This window comes from Psychrobacter aquimaris (genome assembly GCF_016107525.1).
Taxonomy (GTDB): Bacteria; Pseudomonadota; Gammaproteobacteria; order Pseudomonadales; family Moraxellaceae; genus Psychrobacter; species Psychrobacter aquimaris.
Window position 1 is genome coordinate 38,961 of sequence record NZ_JABASR010000001.1, and the last position, 26,776, is coordinate 65,736.

The following is a 26,776-nucleotide window of genomic DNA, read 5'->3' on the forward strand; positions in this document are numbered from 1 at the left end:
CAATGTACGCAGTAATCAAAACTGGTGGTAAACAGCACCGTGTAGTTGTCGATGAGTTGCTTAAAGTTGAACTACTAAAAGCAGAAACTGGCGCAACAATCAAATTCGAAGACGTATTGATGATTGTTGACGGTGAAACTGTCAAAATCGGTCAGCCTATCGTTGAAGGTGCTAGCGTTGAAGTTGAAGTGGTTGAACATGGTCGCGGCGAAAAAATCCGTATCGTCAAGCACAACCGTCGTAAGCATTATCACAAAGAGCAAGGTCACCGCCAATGGTATACCTTGTTAAAAATCAAAGCCATTAATGCCTAATTATCCACTTAGCAATTACTGCTAAATAGCGCACTAAATGCTTAAGAGTTATCGCATCAGCGATAAGTCACATTAACAAGGAGATTTTCCCATGGCACATAAGAAAGCTGCCGGTTCAAGCCGTAATGGTCGTGATTCAAACCCAAAAATGCTCGGCGTAAAAATCTTTGGTGGTCAAACCATCGTTGCCGGTAACATCATCGTTCGTCAACGTGGTACAGAATTCCACGCAGGCGAAGGCGTTGGCATGGGTCGTGACCATACTTTATTTGCACTGAATGACGGTGTGGTAAAGTTTGCGACCAAAGGTAAGTTCAACCGTCGTTATGTAATGGTTGAAAGCGCATAATTGCCCATCTAGGTTATTTTAGTCTTTGACTCAAATAATCCGATGACTAAAAAGCCTCTATTACCGTTCGGTAGTAGGGGCTTTTTGCTTAGTTGTTTTCGTCGTGGTTACGGATGCTAAAATAGCTTAACCCTGTTAAACAACGTTAGGAAATGATGAATAGTCAAAAATTCACTATCCATACGCTTTACGATTGTGCAGCCACTATGATCGAAAAAGTGGTCAAAAAAGCAGTTACAAGTGTGTATGGCAGCCGTAGTAAAGATTGCAAATCATGACTAGGCGTGTAATAAAAAAACTGGCACACTGTCGTCATTGTTTATTAGCAGCTATTTTATGGTGGCTAGATAAACATTTATGGAAAGCAAAAATTTTAATAAGAAGTTTTACTTTTAAGCGATTATGCATTTTTAGAGAGGATTTATGATGACTTTACTAACGAAACAGACGACTACAAAAAAAACCTTAAAACAAAAAATGATGAGCGGTGCTTTAACGGGTGTATTAATGACATCGCTTGGCGTCGCAGCGCCAATGATGGCTTTGAGCCAATCAGCTACTGCTGCACCAGCTGATAATTTAACCGCTGCTAAGCGTTTAAACAAGCTGCTGACAAATACCAAAAGCATGACGGCTAATTTTAGCCAAACGACCAAAGGTGCAAGCAGTGGTACTTTTACTGGTACGATGAGTGTACAACGTCCAAATAACTTCCGCTGGGAAACAAAGTCGCCGTCACAGCAATTGATCGTTGCTAATGGTAACTCCATGTGGGTTTATGACAAGGACTTAGAGCAAGCAACTAAGCAAAACGTTGACAGCCAAGTTGGTAATACGCCAGCACTGCTGTTATCAGGCGACCCAAGCCAAATAGACAAGAATTTCAAAATTACCCAGCCATATGATAATAAAAACTACTACGTGCTGTATCCAAAATCAGATAGTGCCAGTTTTAAGAGCTTATCAATGAGTTTTAGCGGTGGTAAGCCAGTGATGATGGTGCTAAATGATAGCCTTGGTCAGACTACGTCCATCAAATTTAGCAGTATTAAGCTAAACCCAAGCGTCAGCAGTAGTCAGTTTAAGTTTACGCCACCAAAAGGCGTTGATGTTATCAATCAGTAACAGGTAGTTATCAAGAGCCAATTCTTAAAAGTTAATTCTTGAGAGCCAATCAAAGACTTTCTTGATTAAATAAAAAAGACAGATCCTATGCGGTCTGTCTTTTTTTTAAGTGAGATTATCTGAAGAATAATGCTCAATCTCTCCCATATTATGTTTCAAAGATTTAACGTTTTAAAGGCTCAAGACATCGCTTTGATGGCATTCATATCTGGCATCGGTGGTAACTCGCTCAACTCATTCAGTCCAAAGGCATCTAAAAATTGTGGTGTGGTGTGTAGCAATGCTGGGCGACCTAGAGTATCTTTATAACCATCCTCTTTAATCCATCCTTTATCAAAAAGCTGGCGCAATATATTGCTGGATAGCGTCACACCGCGCACGTGCTCTATGTCGCTACGGGTCACTGGCTGCTTATAGGCAATCACACTAAGCGTCTCAAGTAAGGCTTGGCTTAAGCGTTCTTGCCGCTGCGGGAAGATGCGTTGAATTAAGGCACTGTAGTTGTTCGCGATTTGCAGTCGATAACCGCTGGCAGTTTCGTGCAAGCTTAGCACACCCATATCCAAGCGCTGTCCGAGTAGCGCCAAAGCCTGCGTAAGCTCTTTAGTGGTTAAAGATAGGTTTTTTCTTAAAACAGTGGCGGTGAGGGGCGTTTCTGACGCATGTAATAGCACTTCAATATGCTTGCTTATGTCTTCTAGATGCTGTCGCTGCTCATCGGTCAATGACAGTAAAGCGGTAGATAATGAAGATGGTTTGTCATGATCTTGCTTGGTATTGTCAGTATCTGTCATTAGAAAGTGACTCTTTTTAAATAATAATGTGTATCGATATTTATAGGAATAGACAAGTGGATAATAACTAGGCCAACCACTGTAACGTTAAGGGTTTAGTATGACGGTCTTCAGCATCATCATTGTCAGTGGTAGGATGGCTTTCCAGATCAGCATTTACGATACCAATCAACTGTCGTTTTATCAGCTCCAGTATGGCAACGAAGCTGACAACCACACCTATTTTACCTTGTGCTTTATCTAGTAGCTCATAAAAAGAGTGCTCGCCATCCGTGCTGAGTTGTCGGCTAATACTGGCAATACGATCAGCAAGGGGAACAGCATCGAATTTGATGGTATGCATTTGATAATCTGGTTGTAGCTGCATTTTAAATAAGCTATCAATCAAAAGGTTTGGCGAATAGCTTGGTAATTCAGCATTCATAACATCTTGACTGGGCATACTGACCATTGCTAAAAACACATCACGCTCAAGACGCACCAGATTATCTAAGCGTTGACTGGCTACTTTGATTTGTGCATATTCTTCAAGGCGCTCAATCAGCTCTGCTTTTGGATCACGCTCATCGCTCGGAGTTTCAGGCTTGGGCAGCAACAGCTCAGTTTTAATCGCAATCAACGTTGACGCCATTAACAGATAATCACCGGCCAATTCAAAGTGTTCGGTATCTAATTCGCTGATATAAGCCAAATACTGCTCAGTAATGGGCAATATCGGCATTTGGGTCAGATCAACATTGTTTTTTTTGACCAAATATAATAAAAAATCTAAGGGTCCGGCAAACTGCTCAAGCCAAATGGCAAACGCTTGCGGTGGTACATAGAGATCTTCTGGGAGATGTTGTACGGATGTCTGGTAAATGCGTAGAGACATATCATTGACAACTGAACTCTCGTGTTTGCGCTTGGTATCTAAAGGCTTAGGGGCTTGAAGCGCACTTAGAGAACAAGCTGCTTTTGGTAAAGCCGCTTGTTCATTTTTTAGCTCAGTCTGCACGCTTAATATCCATCTTGGTTAACATCATCAAACGATTATTTAAGTTTTGCAAGTGGACGGATACCAATGGCACGACGAGTTTTGTCTAATTGCTTGTGACTATGGCGACGGGCTTTATCTGCACCCATTTGTAAGATCTCTTCTAGTTCTTTTGGGTTTGCCATCAGTTCTTGATAACGCTCACGGAACGGGGCTATTTCCGCATTTATTTTTTCAAACAACGCTTGTTTTGCATCGCCCCAGCCGATACCAGCGGCGAACTGATCGCGCATATCAGCAATCTCTGTAGGAGTAGCAAAGGCTTTGTAAATCTCAAAAATAGCCGAATCGTCAGGATCTTTTGGCTCGGAAGGCAGTTGTGAGTTGGTCACAATTTTCATGATGGCTTTATGCATCTGTTTTTCGGCACTGACTTGTGGATTAGGCTCACCAAATAGCGGGATGGTGTTGCTATAGCTCTTACTCATCTTGCGACCATCGAGACCCGTCAATAATGGGATATTGTCATCTACAACCGCAGCTGGTAAGGTGAACAGCGTTTTATAGCGATGGTTAAAGGTACCAGCAATATCACGTGCCATTTCAACATGCTGAATTTGGTCGCGACCGACAGGTACATGTGTGGCGTTAAACATCAAGATATCTGCTGCCATGAGTACAGGATAGCCAAACAATCCCATATTAATACCTTGATCAGGGTCGACATCTTCTTTTTTCATATTAATATCGACTGCTGCTTTATAAGCATGAGCACGATTCATTAAACCTTTGGCACAAGAACAGTTTAAAATCCATGCAAGCTCTGGTATTTCTGGTACATCTGATTGACGGTAAAAAGTGACGCGCTCAGGATCAAGACCACAAGCAATCCAAGTCGCCGCAATGGCCTTGGTCGACTCATGAATAATAGCAGGATCATAACAGCCGATAATGCCATGGTAATCTGCTAAAAAGAAGAATGCTTCGTCGTCACTGTTTTGGATAGACTGAATGGCTGGACGAATCGCTCCAACGTAATTTCCTAAATGCAGAGTACCAGTCGGTTTGATGCCCGTTAAAATACGTTTGGCTTGTGTTGAGTGATCAGAAGCTTGGTTGTCAGAGTTCTGGTTAGCAGAAATATGATTATTATTCATGGCAAATCCGTTATTTGGTTCATCAAAGTTTTATTTATAAAAGTTTCGTTTTTCAATTTATTATAAATTCATTGTTATTTATATACAGGCAATAGAAAAAATATGAGCTGCAAAGTATAGCAAATTTCCTGTCGATTTTTCGTAGGAATAAGGTCTTACTTATAGATATCAGTTCGACCATCGGGACCATTCTTAAAACGACGATGGAACCACATCCACTGAGTGGGATCAATACGAATCAACCCTTCTAGCAACTCATTGACTCGCGTCGCATCAGCCACTTCGTCGTTACTTGGATAGTTTTGAATCTCTGGAGTAATCGTTAGGTGATAATGTGGGCGTTTGCCTTTGGGTAAACTGTCAGGCGTTTGCCGATAGGTATGCAGCGCCATTAGCGCTGGTGGACGTGCCTTGTCGCCCAATTTTGCCATGCGCCGTGATGCCGTAATAGTAGCTGCTGGCACACCAAAAAATGGTGCCATGACGCCTTGTTTTAAACCATAATCTTGGTCAGGTGAGTACCAAATCACATGACCAGCTTTAATTGACTTAACAAAACTGCGCATGTCACGACTGGCTATTTGCTTGCCAAAAATATTGGTACGACCATTATAAATAAACCAGTCAAGCAGCGGGTTATTTTGTGTGCGATACATACAGTCTAAGGCAAAAAATTGGGCACAAAATAAACCACCCAGATCTAGCATGGTGTAATGAGCACCGAGTAAAATAACAGGCCGACCCTCATTCTGTGCATTGACAATGTGCTGCAATCCCGAAATTGAAACGGTACGAGTAAAAACGTTTGGACGATACCAAGCACATAAAGTTTCAAACACGCCAATGCCCTGATTGACAAAGACTTGTTTTGCCATCAATTCGCGCTCGACGTCTGGTTTTTCTGGAAAGGCCAGTTTTAAGTTGATAAGCGTATCACGCCGACGTGAGCCTGCCACTTTATAGATAAATATACCAAGCTTACGCCCCAGCCAAAACTGCCAACGTAGCGGCAAAAAGATGATGGGTAAGATCATTGCTGCTAATAGCCAAATGCCCCAATATTTAGGCAACAAAAACTGCCATTGAAAAGGTTTTTTTTCTATGGGTGCTGTGCGCTTATGGTTTTGGGTAATCGTTGGCATGCCAGCGGGTATCGCTGGGGACTTAGCATTAGCAGGCTGCTGCGTACTTGGCGGTGGCAGGCTGCTTTTGGTAGGTGGTTTGCTTGGGTCGTATTGTTCAGGCGCTTTCATAACATTGTTACTAATAATGAAAAGTTATCATCATGATGGGGTAGTCAGCATGGCTTTACAAGGTGATTTATGCACAAAACCACTACCTAATGCAGAAATTATCAGCCATAAAAAAACCTTATAAGCTGCGAACAGCTTATAAGGTTTTGCAAATCTACTCTTTTCTTTAATATTGTGACTGTCGCTCTGAGATAAAGACAACAGCCGCATAAAGATAAGAGATAGCTTTGATTAACGTTTCGAGAATTGTGGACGTTTACGTGCTTTACGTAGACCCAATTTCTTACGTTCAACTTGACGTGAGTCACGAGTAACAAAGCCAGCTGCTTTTAGTGCTGGTTTGTTGGCTTCGTTCAGCTCAATCAATGCACGCGTGATGCCGTGACGGATTGCACCAGCTTGACCACTAATACCGCCACCTTTTACAGTGATGTAAAGGTCATAAGCAGTAGGTGAGTCAAGTAATTCTAAAGGCTGACGAACAACCATACGTGAAGTTTCACGGCTAAAATACTCATCAAGTGGCTTGCCGTTAACAACGATGCTACCAGTACCTTTAGCTAAAAAGACACGAGCAGTAGACGTCTTGCGGCGACCAGTTCCGTAATTGCGTTCCATAAGTATATCCTTAGATGTCTAGTTCTTTAGGTTGCTGTGCAGTATGTGGATGTTCAGTACCCGCATATAGCTTCAGCTTCTTGATCATCGCATAGCCAAGAGGGCCCTTTGGAAGCATACCCTTAACTGCTTTGTGTAGAACATCTTCAGGCTTATTTGCAAGCAATTTACTGAAGTTGGTTTCCTTGATACCACCTGGGTAGCCACTGTGACGATAGTATTTTTTATCTTGCGCTTTTTTACCCGTTACCGTGATTTTATCAGCATTGATGACAACAATAAAGTCACCAGTGTCAACGTGCGGCGTAAAAGAAGGCTTATGCTTGCCACGTAAGCGACTAGCGATTTGAGTGGCTAAGCGACCAAGGGTTTTGCCGTCAGCATCTACGACATACCAGTCATGGGTCACTTCAGCTGGTTTTGCACTAAGTGTTTTCATGATAAAACCTTAAAATTAGAATTCGTTGAGAGTTTAGCTGGGAACGGGGCTCTCAAAAAACAGACTGCACATTATAAGCAGTAGCGCCTACGCTTGCAAGCTGCATTGGGGTTTATTTTCGCCTTATATACATTAAACTGCAGCGTTGGCCAGTTTTTAGCGGTTCTAAACATTTGTAAAATTTGTTAATGGCTTTCATTAACCCGACAATTATGACGATGATAAACGATAAAGTCCAGCAACAACTTGTCCAACTTTGGTTTGTTTTAAGCATTCAAAGTCGATTGTTGGCTGAATGGTTGATTTTTCATTAAGGACCGCTGCCAATTGTTTCAACTGCGGTACTAGATCTTTATCCGCTTCCAAATAAATCAGTGTTTCATTATCAATTAACGACTGGGTAATCAATGCCATTAAAATGGGTTGCCACAGATCTTGAGCATAAGGTGGATCGATGAACACAATATTGAAAGGGCGCGGAACAATCTGCTCTTGCATCAACACCTTTTCTGCGGTGCCTTGGATAATTTGATAAGTATCAGTGCTCAGATGCAATTGTTCTGCACTTTGACGCAGCATATTGCTTTGCGCAGGATTTATTTCGATAAAAGTGGCGTGCGCGGCACCACGAGACAGTGCTTCAAAACCTAAGACACCGCTACCGGCACAGCTATCGAGCACATAAGCGCCATGAATATCAGCAAGTAGCCAGTTAAACAGCGTCTCTCGCAAGCGATCTGGGGTCGGGCGTAGACCTTCTGCGTCGATAAAACGTACAACACGGCGTTTAAACTGACCACCAATGATACGCACATCGCCCGCTGCTGAATTTTTGGTCTTATGGCTGTTTTTAGGCTCACGACTGCTTGTAGATTTTTTCATAATGTTCGTTGTTTACCGTATCTCGTTTAGCGTCTTTTTACTCAGAGTTCGTGGTTGCTGCTTCCGCCTTTTCTTCCAGCGCTTTTTCTTCTTTTTCACGCTGAGCGTCACGCATCAATTTCTCAAAGGCTTTTTGGCGCTTGATGGCTTTTAGCTTATCCGCAGTTGGTGGCAAAATAGGGTTGGTTTTGCGTTGTAATATCCAATAATCAAACAGCTCACGACCAATAGGGGCAGCCACAGCGCCACCACCGCCACCGTTTTCGACCAATACCGCAAGAGCGATTTGTGGGTCGTCTACTGGCGCAAAGCCATTAAACCAAGCATGATCCCAATGCCGTGAGTCTAATGCTGACTTATCATAACGTTTGCCTTGAGCAATAGACTTGACCTGTGCGGTTCCAGATTTACCAGCGATACGATACTTTGGGTTATAAGCGCGACGTGCCGTACCACTTTCAACGGTTGCTTCCATCGCATCATGCATGCGTAACCAATCAGAAGGCTTACCATTATAATTAATTTTGCCATCAGGCTTGGTAATCACTTTAACTGCTGCTGCGCCATCGCTCCTTTTTAGCAGATGCGGAGTAATATGGTAGCCTTTGTTTGCCGTCATGGCTGTCGCATTAGCAATTTGTAACGGTGTGGCTAAGAAATAGCCTTGGCCGATACTGACAGAGATGGTTTCGCCTGGCAACCAGCCTTTATCGTAGGTGTCTTTTTTCCATTTTGGTGAGGGCATGATTCCCGATTTTTCGTTGGGTAAGTCGATACCCGTTTGGTCACCAAAACCAAAGCGTATCATCCAGTCATGAAGACGTTGAATACCCATCTCGTAGGCCAGTTTATAATAATAAGTGTCAACTGACATCACGATAGATTTTTTCAAATTTACTGTACCATGACCACCGCGTTTCCAGTCACGGAAACGATGCGAATCTCCGGGTAAGCTAAAATAGCCTGGGTCATAAATGGTCGTATCCCAATTGCGTAAACCATAATGAATACCGCCTAAGCCTTCAAAAGGTTTAATGGTTGAGCCAGGAGGATACGTGCCTTGTAGTGCTCGATTATATAATGGTTCGTCAGGATCTTCACGCAGTGCATCATAGTCTTTAAAAGAGATACCTGAAATAAAGGGATTTGGATCATAGCTTGGGTTACTAACAAATGCCAGTACGTCGCCGTTTTTGGGGTCGATGGCCACGATAGCGCCGCGACGTCCATCTAGCTGCTGCTGTGCAATCGTTTGCAAGCCGTAATCTAAACTCAACGTGATGTCGTTGCCAGATACTGGTGGTTTGGTGTCCAATTGACGTAAAATATTGCCATGCGCATCGGTTTCTACTGACTGATACCCAGGTTGTCCTAGCAATATGTCTTCATAATAATCTTCGATACCGATCTTACCGATCAGATCGGTGCCAGCGTAGCGATCTTTGTCAATGCGTTTGGTTTCTTTATCATTAATACGCCCAACATAGCCGATGACGTGTGCGAACAGCTCGTCATAAGGGTATGAACGCGTCAGCTTGCTTTGGATGGTCACACCACGAAAAAAGGGTTTGCGCTCACTAAACTGCGCCAATTGGGCATCGGTTAAGTCAATTTTAATGGTCACCGGATCGTTTTTACTTTTACTCAGACGCGCTAAAATATCGGTAATATTCTCATCTGTCAGCTCAAAGATAGGCGCAAGCAAATTTAGCGTACGCTCTGGATTTTCGACTTCATCAGGGCTTAGCATCGCCGTAAATACGGGCTGATTGTCTGCCAATATTATCCCATTGCGATCATAAATATAGCCGCGGCTGGGCGGTGCAGAGATCAGTTTAATGCGGTTATTGTCTGCTTGCGTCGTATACTTATCGTGCGCATAGACTTGCAAGTAACCATAACGCACGATCAAGCCGCTCAAACCAATAAATATCAAAATTCCAAGGATAATGATACGGTTGGTGAAAATACGATTGACCTGTTCGGTATTGGGAGTTAGCGGTTTATTCATATAAAGTCAGAGCCCAAACGGTCAGTGAGTCAATAAAACAGGATAAAAGGGCGGGGGAGTTCACCAAAGTGCGGCGAGCATAAAGGATAATAATAAGAATTTCAATTACATGGGTTGATATGAGTTGAAATCGTAACGTATCAATCTATATATCACTATGTGCTGTCATACAATCACAAATTATAACAGAACAAATGGGCAGACGCAGTACACCGCCATTTATTTTGTGCTTGTGATTGCCTGAAGTCCTTGTGGGTTATATTAATATTGTTGCTATCGAAAGTAGGTCATAAAACGTGTCATCTCTAGTCACAACTTGCCTAGGCTCAACGTGTGCTAATGGATGGCAAGTATGCTAAAATCAGGCGATTTATTTGATAATTATTATTATAGGCAGAGCGTCTTTTTGTTAAGCGTTCTAATTTGCTAACCGTCTTTAATTAGCAACGACAATCAACCTGTCAGGGGCAAGATAAGTCATGGATGCAACTTCATTGTGGCAGACAATAGCTGAACACCCAGAGTTTTTTGCCATGCTGACCATTCCACCTGTGACCGCATTTGTCACATGGATACACGTGTGGATGGCGCTTAAAATGCTGTTTTATCCAATTAAGTTTTGGGGTATTCGTATTCCAAACTTTCCATTTTTTGGGTTACCGGGTATCGGCTGGCAAGGTATCGTCCCACGTAAGGCTGGAAAAATATCAGGCGTTATTGTTGATCAGACGCTGTCAAAGCTCGGCTCGCTTGATGAATTCTTTCAGGCGATGGAACCTGAGCAGATGGCGGTATTTATCACGGATACGGTGGACAAAAACCTTGAGGCATTGATTGATGAAATCATGTTGGATCATTCGCCTGCGCTATGGGGTAATCTCCCTTATGCGTTGAAACGCCGTGTCTACGCTCAAGCACATCAAGAGCTGCCCAATATTATGCAGTCTTTGGTGACTGACCTGACCCATAATGTCGAAAACTTGGTTGATATGCGCAAAATGATTGTTAACACGATGGAAAGCGATCGTCGGTTAATGGTTAATATGTTTTTAAAGGTTGGTCAAAAAGAGATTGATTTTATTTGGCATATCAGTGCTTTGATTGGTTTGGTGTTCGGTATTATCCAAATGTTTATATTTTTGGTGGTGCCGCAGCATTGGACAGTCCCGTTTTTTGCCGCGATTTGGGGCTTTCTTACCAATTGGATTGCTATTTGGATGGTATTTAATCCCGTAGAACCGAGATTTATTCCTTATGTGAAGTTTTTTGCGATCCAGAGCAGCTTTCCATTTATTAAACCGCAATTACCACATATCGCCCAGTATCGTTTGCAAGGCGGTTTTATGAAACGCCAAGAAGAAGTCTCCGAGGTTTTCGCTGAGATTGTCGTAAAAGATTTGGTGACGCTTGAGAACATCATGAATGAGATGATGTATGGCGAACGTGCTGTGCAAACACGTGAGTTGATGAAGTCGCATTTATATAAAGTGCTAGAGTCGCCAGTGATTAGTACAACACTGCGCGTAGGCTTGGGTCGCCGCGAATATGGACAGTTAAAAAACACTATTATTGATAAGTCGATTGTTGCGACGATGGTGCCATTGCGAGATCCTGAACTGAATGAGAGCCGTGCTAGTAAAATATTTGGGCTGTTTCGCGACCGTATTCGTGCGCTAACGCCAAATGAGTTTCAGAACTTATTACGTCCTGCTTTTCGTGAAGATGAGATGACGTTGATCGTGCTAGGTGGTTTGACAGGTTTTTTAGCGGGTTGGTTGCATCTGGTCTTGGTGTTTTTCCCTGCGATTCAGTAACGGCGCATTTTTTATGTTCTTTATACACATCGCATACAGAGTGGATACAGAAATGTGACAAGTTGACGCTAATGTAGCTTGCTGTAAGTGCCCTCAGCTGCAACGGCTAATGGTGATTTTATAATAAATAATAGTAATAAAGACCAGCAGTATAAATACTCGTAGTAACGATTATTGGATATTTTCGAATATCCTAAAAAACCAATCCCTAAAATAAACAATGACCGTATCAAGGTAAACAAGGTTAGACCGTATGTTAATCACAGAATTGGGTTATTTTGCCTTGCTAGCCGCCTTTATATTGGCGATTTTGCAGGTGGTATTACCAACCGTCGGCGTCATGCGTGACCACGTTGCGTGGCAGCGTCTGGCACCAAGTCTGGCATGGGCACAATTTGCCGCCATGATCACATCATTTGGCGCGCTGATGGCAGGCTTTTATTACAATGACTTCAGCCTAGTTTATGTCACTCAGCATTCCAATACGCTGTTGCCTTGGTACTATAAGCTATCAGCAACCTGGGGTGGTCATGAGGGTTCCTTGCTGCTTTGGATGACCATTATGGCCACTTGGTGTGCGCTGGTCTCTTACTTTAGCCGTGGTTTGCCACTGTCTATGCGTGCGCGAGTATTGGTAATTTTGGCTGGTGTACAGATGATGATGCTAGCGATGCTTATCTTTACCTCGTCGCCATTTGATCGCACATTACCGAACTTACCTGTTGATGGTGCGGATCTAAATCCTGTACTACAAGATTTTGGTTTGATTATTCACCCACCGATGCTGTATATGGGCTATGTGGGTTTGGTCGTGCCGTTTGCCTTTTGTATGGCGGCATTGTGGGAAGGTCGTTTGGACGCGGTATGGACACGCTGGTCGCGTCCGTGGGCATTGGCGGCTTGGGGCTTTTTGACTGTTGGTATCGCGCTTGGCTCATGGTGGGCTTATTATGAGCTTGGCTGGGGTGGTTGGTGGTTCTGGGATCCAGTAGAGAACGCCTCATTGATGCCTTGGCTGGCTGGTACGGCATTGCTACATTCGCTTGCCGTCACAGAAAAACGTGGCGTCTTTAAAGCATGGACCATTATGCTGGCGATCTTTGCTTTTGCCCTCAGTTTGCTTGGTACGTTCCTAGTACGTTCAGGCGTTATTACCTCGGTGCATTCGTTTGCCGCTGACCCTACCCGTGGTCTGGTGATCTTAGTAATTCTTGGGGTGATTATCGGCGGTGGCTTACTAATGTTTGCGGTACGTGGCTGGCGTTTAACGGTTGAAAGTCAGTATCAGCTGATCTCACGCGAGTCATTTTTAGTCATTAACAATGTCATTATTTTGATTTCAACCTTAGTTGTCTTACTCGGTACGCTATATCCTATTATTGCTGACTCCTTCAATTTAGGTCAGGTGTCTGTCGGCCCTCCTTATTTTAATGCGTTATTTGTACCTTTGACGTGGCTGCTATTAGTGGCAATGGGTATGGGCTCGAACATTCGCTGGAAAAAAGACAGCCGCCCGTTATTAGGTGTTGGCATGGTCATTGCTGTCAGTAGTTTGGTGCTTGCGGCGATTGTTACTTATTTTGTTAGTCCATCTGACATGCTCAATATTGGTGTGACGCTAGCAGTCAGTTTTTGGGTCTTGTTTTGGATGGTGGTTGATTTTAAAGATAAAACCAAAAACGCACCCAGTTTTGTTAAAGGTTTACGCCAGTTACGTCTGAGCTATTGGGGTCAGCAGACCGCTCATATCGGTGTCATTATTGCTGTCATTGGTGTCGCATTTACCAGTACGCTGAGTATTGAACGCGATGTCGCGCTTGGGCCGAACGATAGTGTTCATGTCCAAGGCTATGATTTTACCGTAAAAGGCTTTCGTGAAGTCAAAGGCAGTAATTTTGATGCCACTCAAGCTGAAGTTGAGATAACCAAAGACGGGCGTGCGGTCACGACTTTATATCCTGAAAAACGTAACTATATTATTAGTATGATGCCGATGACGGAAGCCGCCATTGATGCCAGCCTAATGCGTGATGTATACGTGGCTCTTGGCGAACCTATCGCAGAAGATAGCAACGAATGGGCTGTGCGTATCTATGTCAAACCGCTTATTCGTTGGATATGGCTTGGCGCTCTGATTATGGCGTTCGGTTCTCTACTGAGTATGCTGGATAACCGTTATCGTATTAAGAAAGCTAAGACGCCTGCACAAATTGCGGCGAATAAAGCAGGCTTTACCACCGTCACTGATTTGGATACGCCAGCATTAAAGACAGGGGATAAGTAATATGAGCACATCAAAGCATTCCTCTGATCAAAATGCAAAGCCGGATAAGATAAGTGGCACAAAAACCATGAACAAAAAGCAACTTAAGCTATGGTTTTTAATTCCGCTGATCATTTTCATCGGTTTGGTCATCATGCTATATATGCGTTTGGGTAAGCCGACGGACATCGTTACCAATACGGCACTAGAGCGTCCAGTGCCTGCCTTTGAGTTGCCTTTATTATCAGATACCAGTCGTATCATGACCAATGAGAATCTGCCTGATAAGCCCTTTTTGATGAATATTTGGGGCTCTTGGTGCCCAACGTGTATTATTGAGCATCCCTTTCTCATGCAATTAGAAGAACGCGGTGTCAATCTGGTCGGGGTCAACTATAAAGATGACATTGGCGACGCCCTAGGCTACTTAAACCGAGGTGGCGATCCGTTCTCGATGTCCATTCAGGATCTATCTGGTCAATTTGCTTTAGATTTGGGTTTGACGGGTGCGCCTGAAACTTTCATCGTTGATGGTGAAGGGATTATTCGTCAGCATATTATTGGTGAGATCAATGAAAGCAACTGGCAAAGCCGTATCACGCCTTGTTTGATGGTGCTCAATGAAGCCAATGATCACAACGTCAGCCCAGATCCGATTCAGGTTGCGGAGGCGTGTAAATGATAGCCAATAAAATAACAGCCGTTACGTTAAAAATAGCGAGCTTATTGATAGCTTGTCTAATAAGTATGGCAAGCTATGCTGCTATTGAGGTCTATGACTTTGATTCTGTGCAGCAAGAAGCCCAATATCGTGGCCTCATTGAAGAGCTGCGTTGCCCAAAATGTCAAAACCAAAATCTTGCAGGATCTGATGCGCCCATTGCCCAAGATCTAAAGCAAAAAACGTATGATTTGATAAAAGATGGTCGTAGTGATGGCGAGATTCGCGCTTATATGCAGGAACGTTATGGCGATTTCATCACTTATAAGCCGCCTGTCCGTCCATCAACGTGGATTTTGTGGTTTTTTCCGCCATTATTACTCATCATTTTACTCATAGCCTGGTTCTGGCAGAGCAAACGACGTCAGCTTGTCGCTAGTGGTGAAAGTGGAGTAACGGTCAATAGTACTGCTGATGCCTTATCTGTTGCTGAAAAAGCTGAACTTGATCGTCTATTATCACGTGCTGCGAGCGATGACAAAAACGACCATGATATTACAAGCCTCAAGGACAAAAAATGACCATATTCTCTACTGTGGGCTTATTTATTGCTCTAAGCTTACTCATCGCCTTAATACTCGCTGTTATTACTATCCTGCCTTGGCTGCGAGCCTCACGCTCGCCAGAAAAACCGGTGGACAACCAGCTATTGGATATCAACCTTGCTGTGTTCCGTGAGCGTCTAGCAGAACTAAAAACAGATAAAGACAGTGGTACTATCGATGACAGCCACTACCAAAACCAGAAGTTGGAGCTTGAACGCCAGCTATTGGATGCTCAGCGTGAAGTCACACCGATGGTCGCGCCCGGTATCAAAAGCCGATTAATCATTATCGTCTGGGTGCCTGTATTGGCAGCGATGGCATATTTGATGGTCAGCGATCGTACGCCTGTGTTCGAGCTTTGGGCAGCTGAAGACAAAGTGGGTCAAGTGGCTGATGACTTGTTAACTGGCAAGATTGATCAGCCGCCTGCTTGGGCGATTGAAAATGGTCAACAGCTGATTAGTGCCATGCAGACCAATGTCTATCGACACGCCGATGACCCCAACCGCTGGATGCGTCTGTCTGAGCTGTTCTTATCACTAGAAGCGACGGATTCGGCACTAGAGGCTTTGTCGCGTGCTTATCGTTTGTCACCAGACAATGAAGAGATTGCAACCACTTATGCGCAGATTAGCTTCTTTGCCAATAAAGGCCAATTAGACGCTAATAGTCGCCGAGTGCTACAAGATGTGTTGGCCAAAAATCCAGAGCATGAGGGCGCACAAATGCTTATGGCAATGGGTGAGGCACGGAGTAGTAATTTTGATCAAGCACAAGGCTGGATTAAGCGTCTACGTGACAGTATTGCGTCTAAACCTGGAGATCATACCAACGCATTGGCGAGTCTAGATGAGCTAAGTGCTAATGTGACCGCTCAGCAACAGCAAGCCTCTGAAGGTATTGATGTGACTGTCAGGGTTAATGCTAGCTTGTTGCCACTAGTCAAAGCCGACGATGTATTGTTTGTCGCCATACGTGATGTCAACGGTGGCCCACCATATGCTGCCAAACGTTTACCGATCAGTGTCATCAAGCAAGGTGAAGCCAGTATTAGCCTAAGCGATTTGGATGCTATGATGCCTGAACGTACTTTGAAAGCGGCTCGAGCGGATAAAGTTCAATTGGCTGTCATTGCTCGTATTAGCCACAGTGGTACAGCAATGGCAGAGTCAGGAGACCTATCAGGCAATCCGGTTGTGATCAGTGCCGATCAAAATCAGGCAAATGTAGAAATCAATCAACAAATCCCATAGTATTAATGGCTGTCGTTGTCAGTATTTATTGTATCGTCGCTGTTGCCCATAAAAAGGTGCAACAGCGTTATATGAACAGCTAAGTCATGGCAACTCATGAGCGTAATCATGAAAATACTTGAGGTTTGCAAGGCCACAAGGTAAGGTATCTCTGCAATCAGCCAATCCCTAAGTTTTATTAATCCTAAAATCCCATTTAATTCAGGAGAATCGTGTAATGATGCGTATTATTTTGCTAGGTCCACCAGGCGCCGGTAAAGGTACTCAAGCCCAGTTTATTTCTAAAGAGTATGATATTCCACAGATATCAACGGGTGATATGCTGCGTGCAGCAATCAAAGAAGGCAGCGAGCTTGGCAAACAAGCCAAAGACATCATGAATGCTGGCGGTTTGGTTTCTGATGATCTCATTATTAACCTAGTGAAAGAACGTATCACGAAGCCTGATTGTGCTAATGGTTGTATTTTGGACGGTTTTCCACGTACGATTCCACAGGCTCAAGCACTTGCAGATGCTGACGTTGCTATCGATCATGTAATCGAAATCAGCGTGCCTGATGACGAAATCGTCAAGCGCTTGTCTGGCCGTCGTCAGCATCCAGGTTCAGGCCGCGTTTATCATGTTGACCACAATCCACCTAAGGTCGATGGTATCGACGATGTGACTGGTGAGGCGCTAATCCAGCGTGAAGATGATAAAGAGTCTACCATTCGTGATCGTCTAGCCACTTACCATCAGCAGACATCAGCGCTTGTTGGTTTTTATCAAGACAAAGCCAAAGAAGGTGCCGATGCCCCTAATTATGATAAGTTTGATGGTACGCAAGGCATCGATGATGTTAAGCAACAAATCTTATCAGCGTTAAAAGGCTAGTTATCGATTTCGAATAATTGATGACGCGATTGAGAACCCTGTTTATTAGCAGGGTTTTTTTATGTCTGGTGTTTTTAAATATAGGTTTGATAATAATTGCTCAATGATTATTTTGAGTAAGGGCTTAATCCGCATCCAAAAAAAGCCGTTTACTGATCATCAGTAAACGGCTCCTAAATACTATTATTTTAGCTAAGCTTAATGCTTTAGCAAGTTAACACTTATGCTTATGCATTACCTTGAGCGTCAACTTGTGCTTGTTGCTGGCTTTGCGCGTAAGCTTGGTCAAAGTTAACAGGGGCTAGCAATAACTGCGGGAAGCTACCACGCGTTACGATGTCGCTGATGACTTCACGAGCATACGGGAACAAAACGTTCGGGCAGTATGCACCTAAGATTTGACCAATTTGATCTTCTGGAATGTCTTTCAACAAGAAGATACCTGCTTGATGCACTTCAGCGATAAATGCCGCTTCTTCTGCATTTTTTGCTGTAACGCTCACAGTTAAGATGACTTGATAATGATCGTCATCCAGTTTTTCAGCGTTGCTAGACAAATTGATATCAAGCTCTGGGTTCCACTCTTTGGTGAATACACTAGCGCCTGGGACTTCAAGTGACATGTCTTTTACGTAGATACGCTCTAGTGCCAATTGTGGTTGTGCTTGTTCTTCAGCCATGATAAATAAATCCTCTAAAATGGAATCAAATAGTTGGACAAACTGTCGTTTTAATAAAAGTTCATTGTAATATAAATCGAGAAAAAATCTTGATACTTTTATTACTCTCTTTTATCTTTGCCGCTGTCTATCATTACACAGGCAAAGACAGACAGCAACGAAAAGTAGCAGATTAACCTGCCAATAGCTCGTCAAGTTTGCCTTGTTGGTTCATTTGATTGAGCTCATCAAAACCACCGACAAAGGTCTCACCGACGAAAATCTGTGGCACAGTACGATAGTTATTGGTTTTTTTCATTAATTCTTGGCGCTCTTCACGGCTCATATCGTGCATGCCAATTTCTTCATAGTCAACGCCTTTAGTTTTTAAGAGTTGTTTGGCGTTTGAGCAATATGGGCAGATAGGCGTCGTATAAACTTTAACAGCTACAGTCATGGTAAATCCTTATTTATAAGTTTAGAAGGTAACCGTTTTATTATAAAAAGTATTATAAATAACCATTCAATAAAAACTTTTATAATCCGTTACCAGCAAGTAATTGAAGATATATTCGGTGATGCTCGTTATTAAAGTGGGGATGAGCAGAGCAAATTCAAGATGCCTGAGTATAAAAGCTCTGACGGTAGCATAAATGCCACAAACAAAAAAACACCTATCGATAAGGTGTTTTTTTGTTTGTAAATATTCAACACGCCTCAATCATAAATCAATTGATACGGGCTGAATATCTTTTAAATAGCAGTATAGCTAACTACTTATGCAGACTTGGTTTGGCTTTGCCTTTATTTTTAGGCTTTGCATCTTTTAAACCGACCAATGGCATGCCTGCTGCTTGCCAGCCGCCGATACCACCTTCTAAGCGATAGACACTGTCTTTGCCGATCATTTGAATCGCCGCGCCTGCTTGCACACCCATATCACAGATGATAATCACTGGCTGCTCAATTGCGCGGATTTCTTCTAAGCGGTCTTTGAGCTCGGTGAACGGTATGTTACGGCTGCCTTGGATGTAACCAGTCTCAAACTTCTTTTTGGCACGAATATCGATTAGCTGCGCGTTTTGCGAGTTAACCATCATACCCAAGGTATTGGGCGATATTTTTCTGCCACTACGTTTGTTTTCAATCGTAAAAAATAGCACGGCAAGTACGGCTAATATACCAAATAAAAACGGGTGGTTGCCCACAAATTCCAGCGCACGATCCAAACCATACCTCCAAAAAAATAAGTGTTCGGTTAAGCTGAGAAGACAGCCTAACGATACTGAACAAGGCGCTATTATACCGATTAGACCATCCATAGTAAACGGGCGATGGTCAACCGAGCGATTAACTATCTATAAGTCAGCGATTAATAAGGCGGACACTAATAATGCAAATGTTAATAAGGTTTAGTATCTGCCTCTTCTCTTAGGGTAACGAGGTTTTCCACGCGGCGCTGCAATACCACGCCGTCAGCAACTGCTTGCCATAGTGCACAGCCTTTACTATTGTGAGTATGACGACAATCGCGGAACTGACAGTTGCCAGATAACGGTGCAAGCTCCACAAAGCCTGAGATGATATCATCGGGTGTGAGGTGCCAAATGCCGTACTCACGGATACCTGGGGTATCGACGATACCGCCTTGGGTCAAGTCGGCTGGATTAAATGGCAATAAGCGGCTGGTGGTGGTGGTGTGTTGACCAAGTTTTGAGTTATCAGAGATGATATTGACGCTTTGTGCCGATTCAGGTAGTAGTGCATTGATTAAGCTGCTTTTACCAACGCCAGATTGTCCCGCAAAAATCACCAGTTTTTTATCGATATAACGTTTTAGCTCATCCAGCCCTTTTTGCTCATCACTGTTAGCGATGTTTTCAGGGCAATCGACCGAGGTGAGAACGCTTTCATAACCAAGCGCTGCATATTGTGCGAGTAATTCACTGGTATCGATGCCGTTTTCTTCTGCTAATAAATCGGCTTTATTGAGCACCAGCAGCGGCTTTACGCCAGCATGATGACAAACGACCAAATAGCGATCAATCAAAGTTGGCGCAGCAGCAGGTAGCGGCGCAAAGACAATGGCTAAAATATCGACATTGGCGGCGACAGGCTTGAGCTTATGATAACGATCAGGACGCGAGACGAGAGAGGTGCGCGGCTTCACCGATTCAATACGTCCAAAGCCAGTATTAGGATCAGCACTCCAGCGTACTTGGTCGCCCGCTGCCAGCATCGGTAAGTTGGTACGCACATGACATCGCCAAATATCGCCTAATGCCAGCTCTTGCCAAAACGGCTCAGGATCATCGGGGGCAATCTCCGGCTGCACAGGTATCACCGCAGGCAAGCTGGTCACTTGTACTTCTAGCTGCTTGCCATAATGCGCCATGACCACGCCATCCATCAAACTGTCATCGATGCTGTCTTGACTTGCCAGCTGTTGTTTGTCGATGCGACGAATCTGTTGCTTAGTCAGTTTGCGTTGCCGAATTAATGCCATGGGTTTTGAACCTATTAAAAAAATATTGCTAAGTGTAGCGTGAAAGTTTGATAACATACAGCCTAAAGCGCCTGATGCAGACAGAGATTTTGTAACGTTTTAAGGGTTATAAATCAGTAGATGCAAAGTTTTGCTACAGTTTGCTACTTAAGCATGAACATTGACAGGCCATTTATCTAATTAATATTGCTCCAAAGTTGTACTAAACTTTATTGACCATAGGATGTTTTATGAGTACCGGTGACCACCCCAACAAGATTAAAATCAGAAACCAAGGCAAAAAAGGGCTGGTATGGATTGACCTAGAAATGACCGGACTGGATACCTTGAATGATGAGATTATCGAGATTGCTACCGTTGTCACTGATGAAGATTTGAATGTCCTTGCCGAAGGGCCAGTGTTCGCTATAAAAGTATCGGATCAAACGTTAAATAAAATGGATGATTGGAATACCAAGCAGCATGGTCAGTCAGGATTGGTCGACCGTGTCCGCCGTAGTACCGTGACATTGGCAGAGGCCGAAGCTGAGACCATTAAGTTTCTCAATAAATGGGTCGATAGTGGTAAGTCGCCAATGTGTGGCAATTCCATCTGCCAAGATCGCCGATTTATGGCGCGTCAAATGCCGGAATTAGAAAAATTCTTCCATTATCGCAATCTGGATGTCTCGTCAATTAAAGAGCTTTGCTTCCGCTGGCGTCCTGATATTTTAAGAAACTTTGAAAAAGGCGGCAGTCACTTAGCGTTAGATGACATTCGTGATTCTATTCGTGAGCTAAAGCATTATCGCCAGCATTTCTTTAAATTAATACCGTAAAGTAAGAGTTGAGCTAGCAATAGCTTGACACTTAAATTCGCATCAATCATGCAGTATCATTTATATAAAAAAAGGTCTGTTGAATTATCAATAGACCTTTTTTATATTTAAGAGGTATTCTTAGGTATTATGTATTACGTCAGCGATTTAAACTCAACCAATCTAAATTCAGCATTATTATTACTAAAACTGTCATTTGAATGCTCGTCGCCTGTCACTGCGCCGACCACCGCACTGACTTTTGGCTGGCGGGTGTCTTTATCTAACAATCGCCAGTCGCCGAGCACGTAGCGTTTTTTATCATGAGTCGCGTGATGAATAGCTGGACGATGGGTATGTCCGTGCAGTAAAGCATCGCTATCCGCTATGGCTTGCAGCACAGCATCATCATTGACATCCATGATGCGTGCTGCTTTATTGGCATTATTCTGCTGGCTTTTTTTCCGCATTTTATCAGCGATAGCCAAACGTTTTTCTAAAGATTTATTGAGCAAATACCACTGAGTCAAACGATTACGCATTATTTTGCGAAAAAACTGATACTTTTTATCATCAGTACACAAGGCATCACCGTGCTCTAGACGATAACTTTTCTGACCGACAGTCAATGTATACGGCTCATAAATAAGCTCGCCACCAAATAGATTGCAGAATGGCTGACCTAACAAAAAATCACGGTTGCCATGCATGACCAAAATCTCACAACCAGCTACTCGCAGTTGTTTTAATTTAAGGATAAGCGGAGTGAGCCAATGTATCTGTCGTTCCTCGTCAGATAAAGATAAATAAAAATCATCACCGAGCCAAACTTCAAACCAATCGCCTAAGATAAATAAGCGTTTTAGCGCAGGCAGAGCAAGGCAATCATCAAGCAGCGCCAAAAAAGCCTGCACTAAGGCAGGCTCTTCAGGCGATAAATGCAAATCGCTAATCAATACTTGCCGCACTTCATGAGGGCGGGTGGTAATTAGGTGGTCAAAACTTTGCATTTATCCTTATCCTCGTGACTTCAAAACAGTAACGACTCATAAGCTTTTGCGGACTCATCGCTACTGATTAATGGCTATTGAAGAATGATTACTGAGTGATGATGGTTGCTGAATTGATAACCACTGGCTCTTTTGGCACATCAGCATGCATGCCGAAACGACCAGTCGGTACGCCGCGCATTTTTTCGATGACGTCCATACCGCTTGTTACTTTACCAAATACCGTGTAGCCCCAACCTTGCATGTTTTTGCCAGAGTGGTTTAGGAAGTCGTTGTCTTTTACATTGATGAAGAACTGACTGGTTGCTGAATGCGGATCTTGGGTACGCGCCATTGCGATAGTACCTTTATCGTTTTTCAAACCATTGTCCGCTTCGTTTTCGATAGGCGCATTGGTTGGCTTTTCATTCATTTCAGCATCCATTCCGCCGCCTTGAATCATGAAACCATCAATGATGCGATGGAAGATCGTACCGTCATATTGACCAGATTTTACATAGTTTAAAAAGTTTTCAACGGTTTTCGGTGCTTTTTCTTCATTGAGTTCGATAACGATCGCACCCATATTGGTGTCTAGTTCTACTACTGGTGGCATGTCTACCATGTGATATTCCTCTTTGATTGCAGCGCCTTAAATGACGCTGTCAAGTGGTGGTTAAAAGTTGGTGGTTAAAAAGTTATGGCTAGTCTAACGGCTTTTTTATCCCGTGTCATGTATCAGGCTGTTAATGCGTTCGCAAAAGCTGATAGAATAACGCAACTTTACCTTTTTATTATCATTTTTAATAACTTGTTTTTAATGATTTGGTTTGAATTTTCCATGCTGCGTGATGGCACGTAGCATGAACTGACAATTTGCGTTAGGAGCAATGCCCGATGAGTGAGCACTCAAGCAACAATGCACAAAAAGATGAACAAAAAAACGATTTTATTCGCAATATCATTCGTGACGATGTCAAGGCGCAAAAATATCCACAAATCGTGACGCGCTTTCCACCAGAGCCAAACGGCTACTTGCACTTGGGGCACGTAAAATCTATCTGCCTAAACTTTGGCGTGGCCGAAGAGTTTGGCGGTGTTTGTAACCTGCGCTTTGATGACACCAACCCAACCGCAGAAAAGCAAGACTTCATCGACAACATCGAGAACGATGTGAGATGGCTAGGGTTTGAGTGGGCAGGGGATGCGCATCATGCGTCAGGCTACTTTGACCAGTTGTATGCATGGGCTGTGCAGTTGATTGAGCAGGGCGATGCCTATGTCGATTTGCAATCGCCTGAGCAAATTAAAGAAAACCGTGGTTCATTTAATGAGGCAGGCACAGCGTCACCGCATCGTGATGCCAGTGTTGAAGAAAACTTGACTCTTTTTAACGACATGAAAGCGGGTAAGTTTGCAGAAGGTAAAGCTGTGTTGCGCGCCAAGATTGATATGGCAAGCCCAAACATGAACCTGCGTGACCCTGTCATCTACCGTGTCATGCATCAAGCGCATCACCAAACGGGTGATAAGTGGTGCATTTATCCCATGTATGATTTTGCCCATCCGCTTTCTGATGCACTCGAAGGCATTACCCATTCATTGTGTACGCTGGAGTTTGAAGATCATCGTCCATTTTATGATTGGGCAATTGAAAAAATTGGCTTTGATGTACCACCGCACCAGTATGAGTTTAGCCGCTTAAATGTCGATCATACCTTGACCAGCAAGCGTAAGCTTAAACAGTTGGTTGACGAGAATATCGTTAGTGGTTGGGATGATCCGCGTATGCCGACGATTGCTGGCATGCGTCGCCGTGGTTATACACCAGAGGGTTTACGTGACTTCTGTGAGCGTGTGGGTGTAACCAAAGTAGACAGCGTCGTTGATTTTCGCTTATTAGAATTTAGCATTCGTCAATCATTAGAGACGACAACGGCTCGTGGCATGGCGGTGCTTAAGCCGTTAAAAGTAACGATTACTAACTTTGCAGAAGCGGTTAGTAGTTGGGAGTCTCAAAAAGCCGATAGCGTCAATGCGCGTTTTGATGATACGACTCAGACGCTTTGGTTGACTCAGCCGAACCATCCTAATGTCGATATGGGTGAGCGTGAGATTCCCTTTACCGAGACGCTATACATCGATCAAGGTGACTATGAGATTGAGCCTCCAGCAGGTTACAAGCGTCTATCTCCAGAAAAGCCTGAGATTCGTCTGCGTAATACTTATGTACTGGCAGTCACTGAGCATATCACTGATGAAAATGGTACTGTCGTTGAGCTAAAAGCGACAATCGATCCTGCTACTTTGGGCAACAACCCTGAAGGCCGCAAGGTTAAAGGTGTTATTCATTGGGTATCAGCCAGTCAAGGTGTGCCAGCGACAGTACGCATGTATGAGCAGCTATTTAGTGTCGAAGACCCGAGTAGCGTCGCTGACGTCCATCAAGCATTGAATCCTAACTCGTTGACTGAACTCAATGCCGTGGTTGAACCGTCATTGGTTAATGCGGACGCTGGCACACGTTTTCAGTTTGAGCGTGAAGGTTACTTTATTTCTGATAGCGAAGATCACAGCACTGATACACCGGTCTTCAACCAAATTGTTAGTTTGCGTGACAGCTATAAGCCAGCTTAATTTATCACTATCAGCGCCACTAGCGCTTATTTGAAAAATTACTGAACAATAGTAGTTTGCAAGTTTGCCCATTTCTAGTACGCTAGGGATGGGCTTTTTTGTGCATGATTATAAAGTGATTGATCGTAATATTTGAGGAAGTGAGCATGGCAAAATTTTTGAACAGCAGTGGGACGACTTATCATTTAGAAGAATTGATTAAAAATGCGTCTGATAGGTTGATTATCATCAGTCCCTATCTAAAGCTGAATGAGCGTATTAAAGAATTACTAGAAGATCGTAATCGTCTCAAAATTGATATTAGAATCGTTTATGGTAAGAATGATTTACACCCTGAAGAAATAAACTGGCTCAAAAATCTGACTTTTATTCGTACTAGCTTTTGCAAAAACTTGCATGCGAAATGCTACCTGAATGAAAACGAATGCATTATCACCAGTTTGAATCTTTATGAATTTAGCCAAGTCAATAATAACGAGATGGGCGTACTTATTTATCGTAATGAAGATGCCAAACTATATGCCGATACTTATGAGGAAGCGCAACGTATTATTCGCATCAGTGATGAAGTGCGAATGTCCCTTGAAAAAGTAACCGAAACTGATAGCAAGTCTGACGCTAATACCCAAACGGCAAGTGTAAATACTCAATCGACTACGCTGTCCACCACACAAACTGCAACGCCTAATTACTCTAAACTGACCACAGCCAAGCTTGCTAAGGAATTAGGTTTTAAGACCCAAGAGTTAAATGATAAGTTACTTGCAGCGGGGTATTTACAAGAGCAAGAGGGTGAGTTGGTTTTAACAGATGCTGGGCGTGCAGCAGGCGGTACAAGTAAAAAAGGTAAATTCGGTGATTTTTGTTTGTGGGATTCTGGAATGGTGGTTTAATTCATTCGTTAAGTGTATGCTAAGTTACTTAGTAATAAACAGAATAACCGCATTACAATCCTTCACAAGACATTCATAACCAGTTTGCTAAGATAAAATGGAATTTTTGCTGACGTGCTTTGAGTTATTATGTAATATCTGACAGGATATGTTGATAATAAGAAGTACGTTGATAATAATAGAGCGCGTGAATATCTTTGGATATTAGTGCTCATCACTAACATAGCTAAGGAATTAAGCATGGCACATTTACGTTTAGGCGATACCGCACCTAATTTTGACGCTGCAACCACGGAAGGTGACATCAACTTTCACGAGTGGGCAGGCGATAATTGGGTCGTTTTTTTCTCCCATCCAGCTGATTTTACGCCAGTATGTACCACTGAGCTTGGCCGTGCTGCGGCACTGAATGGTGAATTTCAAAAGCGTGGTGTCAAGCCAATCTGTATCTCTGTTGATGGTTTAGATGACCATCATGCGTGGGCCAAAGACATTGGTGAGACTCAAGGTACTGAGCTAAACTTTCCAATCATTGCTGATCCGAACAAGGAAGTCGCTGAGCTGTATGACATGATGCATCCCAATGCAGACAGCACGCATACGGTACGCAGTGTGTTCATTATTGATCCAAACAAAAAAATTCGTCTAACGCTGACCTATCCTGCTAGCTGTGGTCGTAATTTTGACGAGATTATCCGTGTCATTGATGCTCTGCAATTGTCTGATGAATATAACATTGCGACGCCAGTTGACTGGAAAGACGGTGATGATGTCATTATTCCACCAAGTGTCAAAAACGAAGATATTGCGGCTAAATATCCTAAAGGCTATACAGAAATTAAGCCTTATCTACGTACCACGCCTGCACCCAATAAATAAGTAGCGTTATTGGATGATTAGAATAAAA

27 protein-coding genes are annotated in these 26,776 nt (G+C 43.3%); 13 read left to right on the forward strand and 14 right to left on the reverse strand.

The window, feature by feature from the left end; translation table 11 throughout:
* The first annotated feature begins 2 nt into the window (after window positions 1-2).
* From rplU to lolA, 3 genes are all read left to right on the forward strand, one after another.
* Complete coding sequence (gene rplU / locus JFC10_RS00185; protein WP_010199185.1) at window positions 3-314, forward strand: 50S ribosomal protein L21; 312 nt, start codon at window positions 3-5, stop codon at window positions 312-314.
* Between the two features lie 91 nt (window positions 315-405).
* Window positions 406-663 carry a 50S ribosomal protein L27 gene (gene rpmA, locus JFC10_RS00190; protein WP_193011160.1) on the forward strand — a complete coding sequence of 86 codons (258 nt, stop codon included), beginning with the start codon at window positions 406-408 and terminating at the stop codon, window positions 661-663.
* 426 nt (window positions 664-1,089) lie between these two features.
* Entirely contained in the window at window positions 1,090-1,788 is a 699-nt protein-coding gene (lolA, locus tag JFC10_RS00195) for an outer membrane lipoprotein chaperone LolA (protein ID WP_198331433.1), read from the forward strand.
* A gap of 179 nt (window positions 1,789-1,967) precedes the next feature.
* On the opposite strand, the gene scpB is transcribed toward lolA, so the two are convergent.
* The 8 genes from scpB to mrdA form a co-directional block, all read right to left on the reverse strand.
* Window positions 1,968-2,513 carry an SMC-Scp complex subunit ScpB gene (scpB, locus tag JFC10_RS00200; protein ID WP_406947325.1) on the reverse strand — a complete coding sequence of 182 codons (546 nt, stop codon included), beginning with the start codon at window positions 2,511-2,513 and terminating at the stop codon, window positions 1,968-1,970.
* Window positions 2,514-2,649: 136 nt separating this feature from the next.
* Window positions 2,650-3,456, reverse strand: a complete 807-nt coding sequence (locus JFC10_RS00205) for a segregation and condensation protein A (protein ID WP_198331434.1) — start codon at window positions 3,454-3,456, stop codon at window positions 2,650-2,652.
* Window positions 3,457-3,614: 158 nt separating this feature from the next.
* Window positions 3,615-4,715: a tryptophan--tRNA ligase gene (locus JFC10_RS00210; protein WP_198331154.1), complete on the reverse strand. Its 1,101-nt coding sequence runs from the start codon at window positions 4,713-4,715 to the stop codon at window positions 3,615-3,617.
* Window positions 4,716-4,870: 155 nt separating this feature from the next.
* Window positions 4,871-5,968, reverse strand: a complete 1,098-nt coding sequence (locus tag JFC10_RS00215; RefSeq protein WP_198331155.1) for an LpxL/LpxP family acyltransferase — start codon at window positions 5,966-5,968, stop codon at window positions 4,871-4,873.
* Between the two features lie 231 nt (window positions 5,969-6,199).
* On the reverse strand, window positions 6,200-6,586 hold the full coding sequence (rpsI, locus tag JFC10_RS00220; protein ID WP_045451158.1) for a 30S ribosomal protein S9: 387 nt from the start codon (window positions 6,584-6,586) through the stop codon (window positions 6,200-6,202).
* A gap of 10 nt (window positions 6,587-6,596) precedes the next feature.
* Window positions 6,597-7,025 carry a 50S ribosomal protein L13 gene (gene rplM / locus JFC10_RS00225; protein ID WP_193011164.1) on the reverse strand — a complete coding sequence of 143 codons (429 nt, stop codon included), beginning with the start codon at window positions 7,023-7,025 and terminating at the stop codon, window positions 6,597-6,599.
* A gap of 210 nt (window positions 7,026-7,235) precedes the next feature.
* Window positions 7,236-7,907, reverse strand: a complete 672-nt coding sequence (gene rsmD, locus JFC10_RS00230) for a 16S rRNA (guanine(966)-N(2))-methyltransferase RsmD (protein ID WP_198331156.1) — start codon at window positions 7,905-7,907, stop codon at window positions 7,236-7,238.
* Between the two features lie 37 nt (window positions 7,908-7,944).
* A complete protein-coding gene (gene mrdA / locus JFC10_RS00235; protein WP_198331157.1) occupies window positions 7,945-9,918 on the reverse strand; it encodes a penicillin-binding protein 2 in 1,974 nt (657 codons plus the stop codon).
* 479 nt (window positions 9,919-10,397) lie between these two features.
* Between mrdA and JFC10_RS00240 the strand changes: the two genes are divergently transcribed.
* The 6 genes from JFC10_RS00240 to adk all read left to right on the forward strand — a co-directional run bounded on the left by JFC10_RS00240 (window position 10,398) and on the right by adk (window position 17,388).
* Complete coding sequence (locus tag JFC10_RS00240) at window positions 10,398-11,732, forward strand: hypothetical protein (RefSeq protein ID WP_198331158.1); 1,335 nt, start codon at window positions 10,398-10,400, stop codon at window positions 11,730-11,732.
* A gap of 253 nt (window positions 11,733-11,985) precedes the next feature.
* The gene (locus JFC10_RS00245; protein ID WP_198331159.1) at window positions 11,986-14,016 is read left to right on the forward strand and encodes a heme lyase CcmF/NrfE family subunit; all 2,031 of its coding nucleotides are present in this window, start codon (window positions 11,986-11,988) and stop codon (window positions 14,014-14,016) included.
* Between the two features lies 1 nt (window position 14,017).
* Window positions 14,018-14,677: a DsbE family thiol:disulfide interchange protein gene (locus tag JFC10_RS00250; protein ID WP_198331160.1), complete on the forward strand. Its 660-nt coding sequence runs from the start codon at window positions 14,018-14,020 to the stop codon at window positions 14,675-14,677.
* Between the two features lie 65 nt (window positions 14,678-14,742).
* On the forward strand, window positions 14,743-15,237 hold the full coding sequence (locus tag JFC10_RS00255) for a cytochrome c-type biogenesis protein (protein WP_406947324.1): 495 nt from the start codon (window positions 14,743-14,745) through the stop codon (window positions 15,235-15,237).
* Complete coding sequence (ccmI, locus tag JFC10_RS00260) at window positions 15,234-16,514, forward strand: c-type cytochrome biogenesis protein CcmI (protein WP_198331162.1); 1,281 nt, start codon at window positions 15,234-15,236, stop codon at window positions 16,512-16,514. Before JFC10_RS00255 ends, ccmI begins: the two co-directional genes overlap by 4 nt.
* Window positions 16,515-16,731: 217 nt before the next feature.
* Window positions 16,732-17,388 (forward strand): adenylate kinase, encoded by a 657-nt coding sequence (adk, locus tag JFC10_RS00265; protein WP_198331163.1) that lies wholly within the window; start codon window positions 16,732-16,734, stop codon window positions 17,386-17,388.
* Window positions 17,389-17,615: 227 nt separating this feature from the next.
* Here the strand turns inward: adk and secB are convergent, their stop codons facing one another.
* The 4 genes from secB to rsgA form a co-directional block, all read right to left on the reverse strand.
* Window positions 17,616-18,068, reverse strand: coding sequence for a protein-export chaperone SecB (gene secB / locus JFC10_RS00270; RefSeq protein WP_193011173.1), 453 nt, complete (start codon window positions 18,066-18,068; stop codon window positions 17,616-17,618).
* A gap of 172 nt (window positions 18,069-18,240) precedes the next feature.
* Window positions 18,241-18,504: a glutaredoxin 3 gene (gene grxC, locus JFC10_RS00275; RefSeq protein ID WP_045446994.1), complete on the reverse strand. Its 264-nt coding sequence runs from the start codon at window positions 18,502-18,504 to the stop codon at window positions 18,241-18,243.
* A gap of 316 nt (window positions 18,505-18,820) precedes the next feature.
* Window positions 18,821-19,276, reverse strand: coding sequence for a rhodanese-like domain-containing protein (locus JFC10_RS00280; protein WP_045446990.1), 456 nt, complete (start codon window positions 19,274-19,276; stop codon window positions 18,821-18,823).
* Between the two features lie 173 nt (window positions 19,277-19,449).
* Entirely contained in the window at window positions 19,450-20,553 is a 1,104-nt protein-coding gene (gene rsgA, locus JFC10_RS00285) for a ribosome small subunit-dependent GTPase A (protein WP_198331164.1), read from the reverse strand.
* Between the two features lie 230 nt (window positions 20,554-20,783).
* Between rsgA and orn the strand changes: the two genes are divergently transcribed.
* Window positions 20,784-21,371 (forward strand): oligoribonuclease, encoded by a 588-nt coding sequence (orn, locus tag JFC10_RS00290; protein WP_045446983.1) that lies wholly within the window; start codon window positions 20,784-20,786, stop codon window positions 21,369-21,371.
* Window positions 21,372-21,505: 134 nt separating this feature from the next.
* On the opposite strand, the gene JFC10_RS00295 is transcribed toward orn, so the two are convergent.
* Both JFC10_RS00295 and JFC10_RS00300 read right to left on the reverse strand, forming a co-directional pair.
* Window positions 21,506-22,360 (reverse strand): UDP-2,3-diacylglucosamine diphosphatase, encoded by an 855-nt coding sequence (locus JFC10_RS00295; protein ID WP_198331165.1) that lies wholly within the window; start codon window positions 22,358-22,360, stop codon window positions 21,506-21,508.
* 88 nt (window positions 22,361-22,448) lie between these two features.
* Window positions 22,449-22,964: a peptidylprolyl isomerase gene (locus JFC10_RS00300; RefSeq protein ID WP_198331166.1), complete on the reverse strand. Its 516-nt coding sequence runs from the start codon at window positions 22,962-22,964 to the stop codon at window positions 22,449-22,451.
* Between the two features lie 272 nt (window positions 22,965-23,236).
* Between JFC10_RS00300 and JFC10_RS00305 the strand changes: the two genes are divergently transcribed.
* The 3 genes from JFC10_RS00305 (at window position 23,237) to JFC10_RS00315 (ending at window position 26,748) form a co-directional block, all read left to right on the forward strand.
* The gene (locus JFC10_RS00305; protein WP_198331167.1) at window positions 23,237-24,976 is read left to right on the forward strand and encodes a glutamine--tRNA ligase/YqeY domain fusion protein; all 1,740 of its coding nucleotides are present in this window, start codon (window positions 23,237-23,239) and stop codon (window positions 24,974-24,976) included.
* Between the two features lie 146 nt (window positions 24,977-25,122).
* Window positions 25,123-25,869 carry a phospholipase D family protein gene (locus JFC10_RS00310; RefSeq protein ID WP_198331168.1) on the forward strand — a complete coding sequence of 249 codons (747 nt, stop codon included), beginning with the start codon at window positions 25,123-25,125 and terminating at the stop codon, window positions 25,867-25,869.
* A gap of 240 nt (window positions 25,870-26,109) precedes the next feature.
* On the forward strand, window positions 26,110-26,748 hold the full coding sequence (locus tag JFC10_RS00315; protein ID WP_198331169.1) for a peroxiredoxin: 639 nt from the start codon (window positions 26,110-26,112) through the stop codon (window positions 26,746-26,748).
* Window positions 26,749-26,776 lie beyond the last annotated feature (28 nt).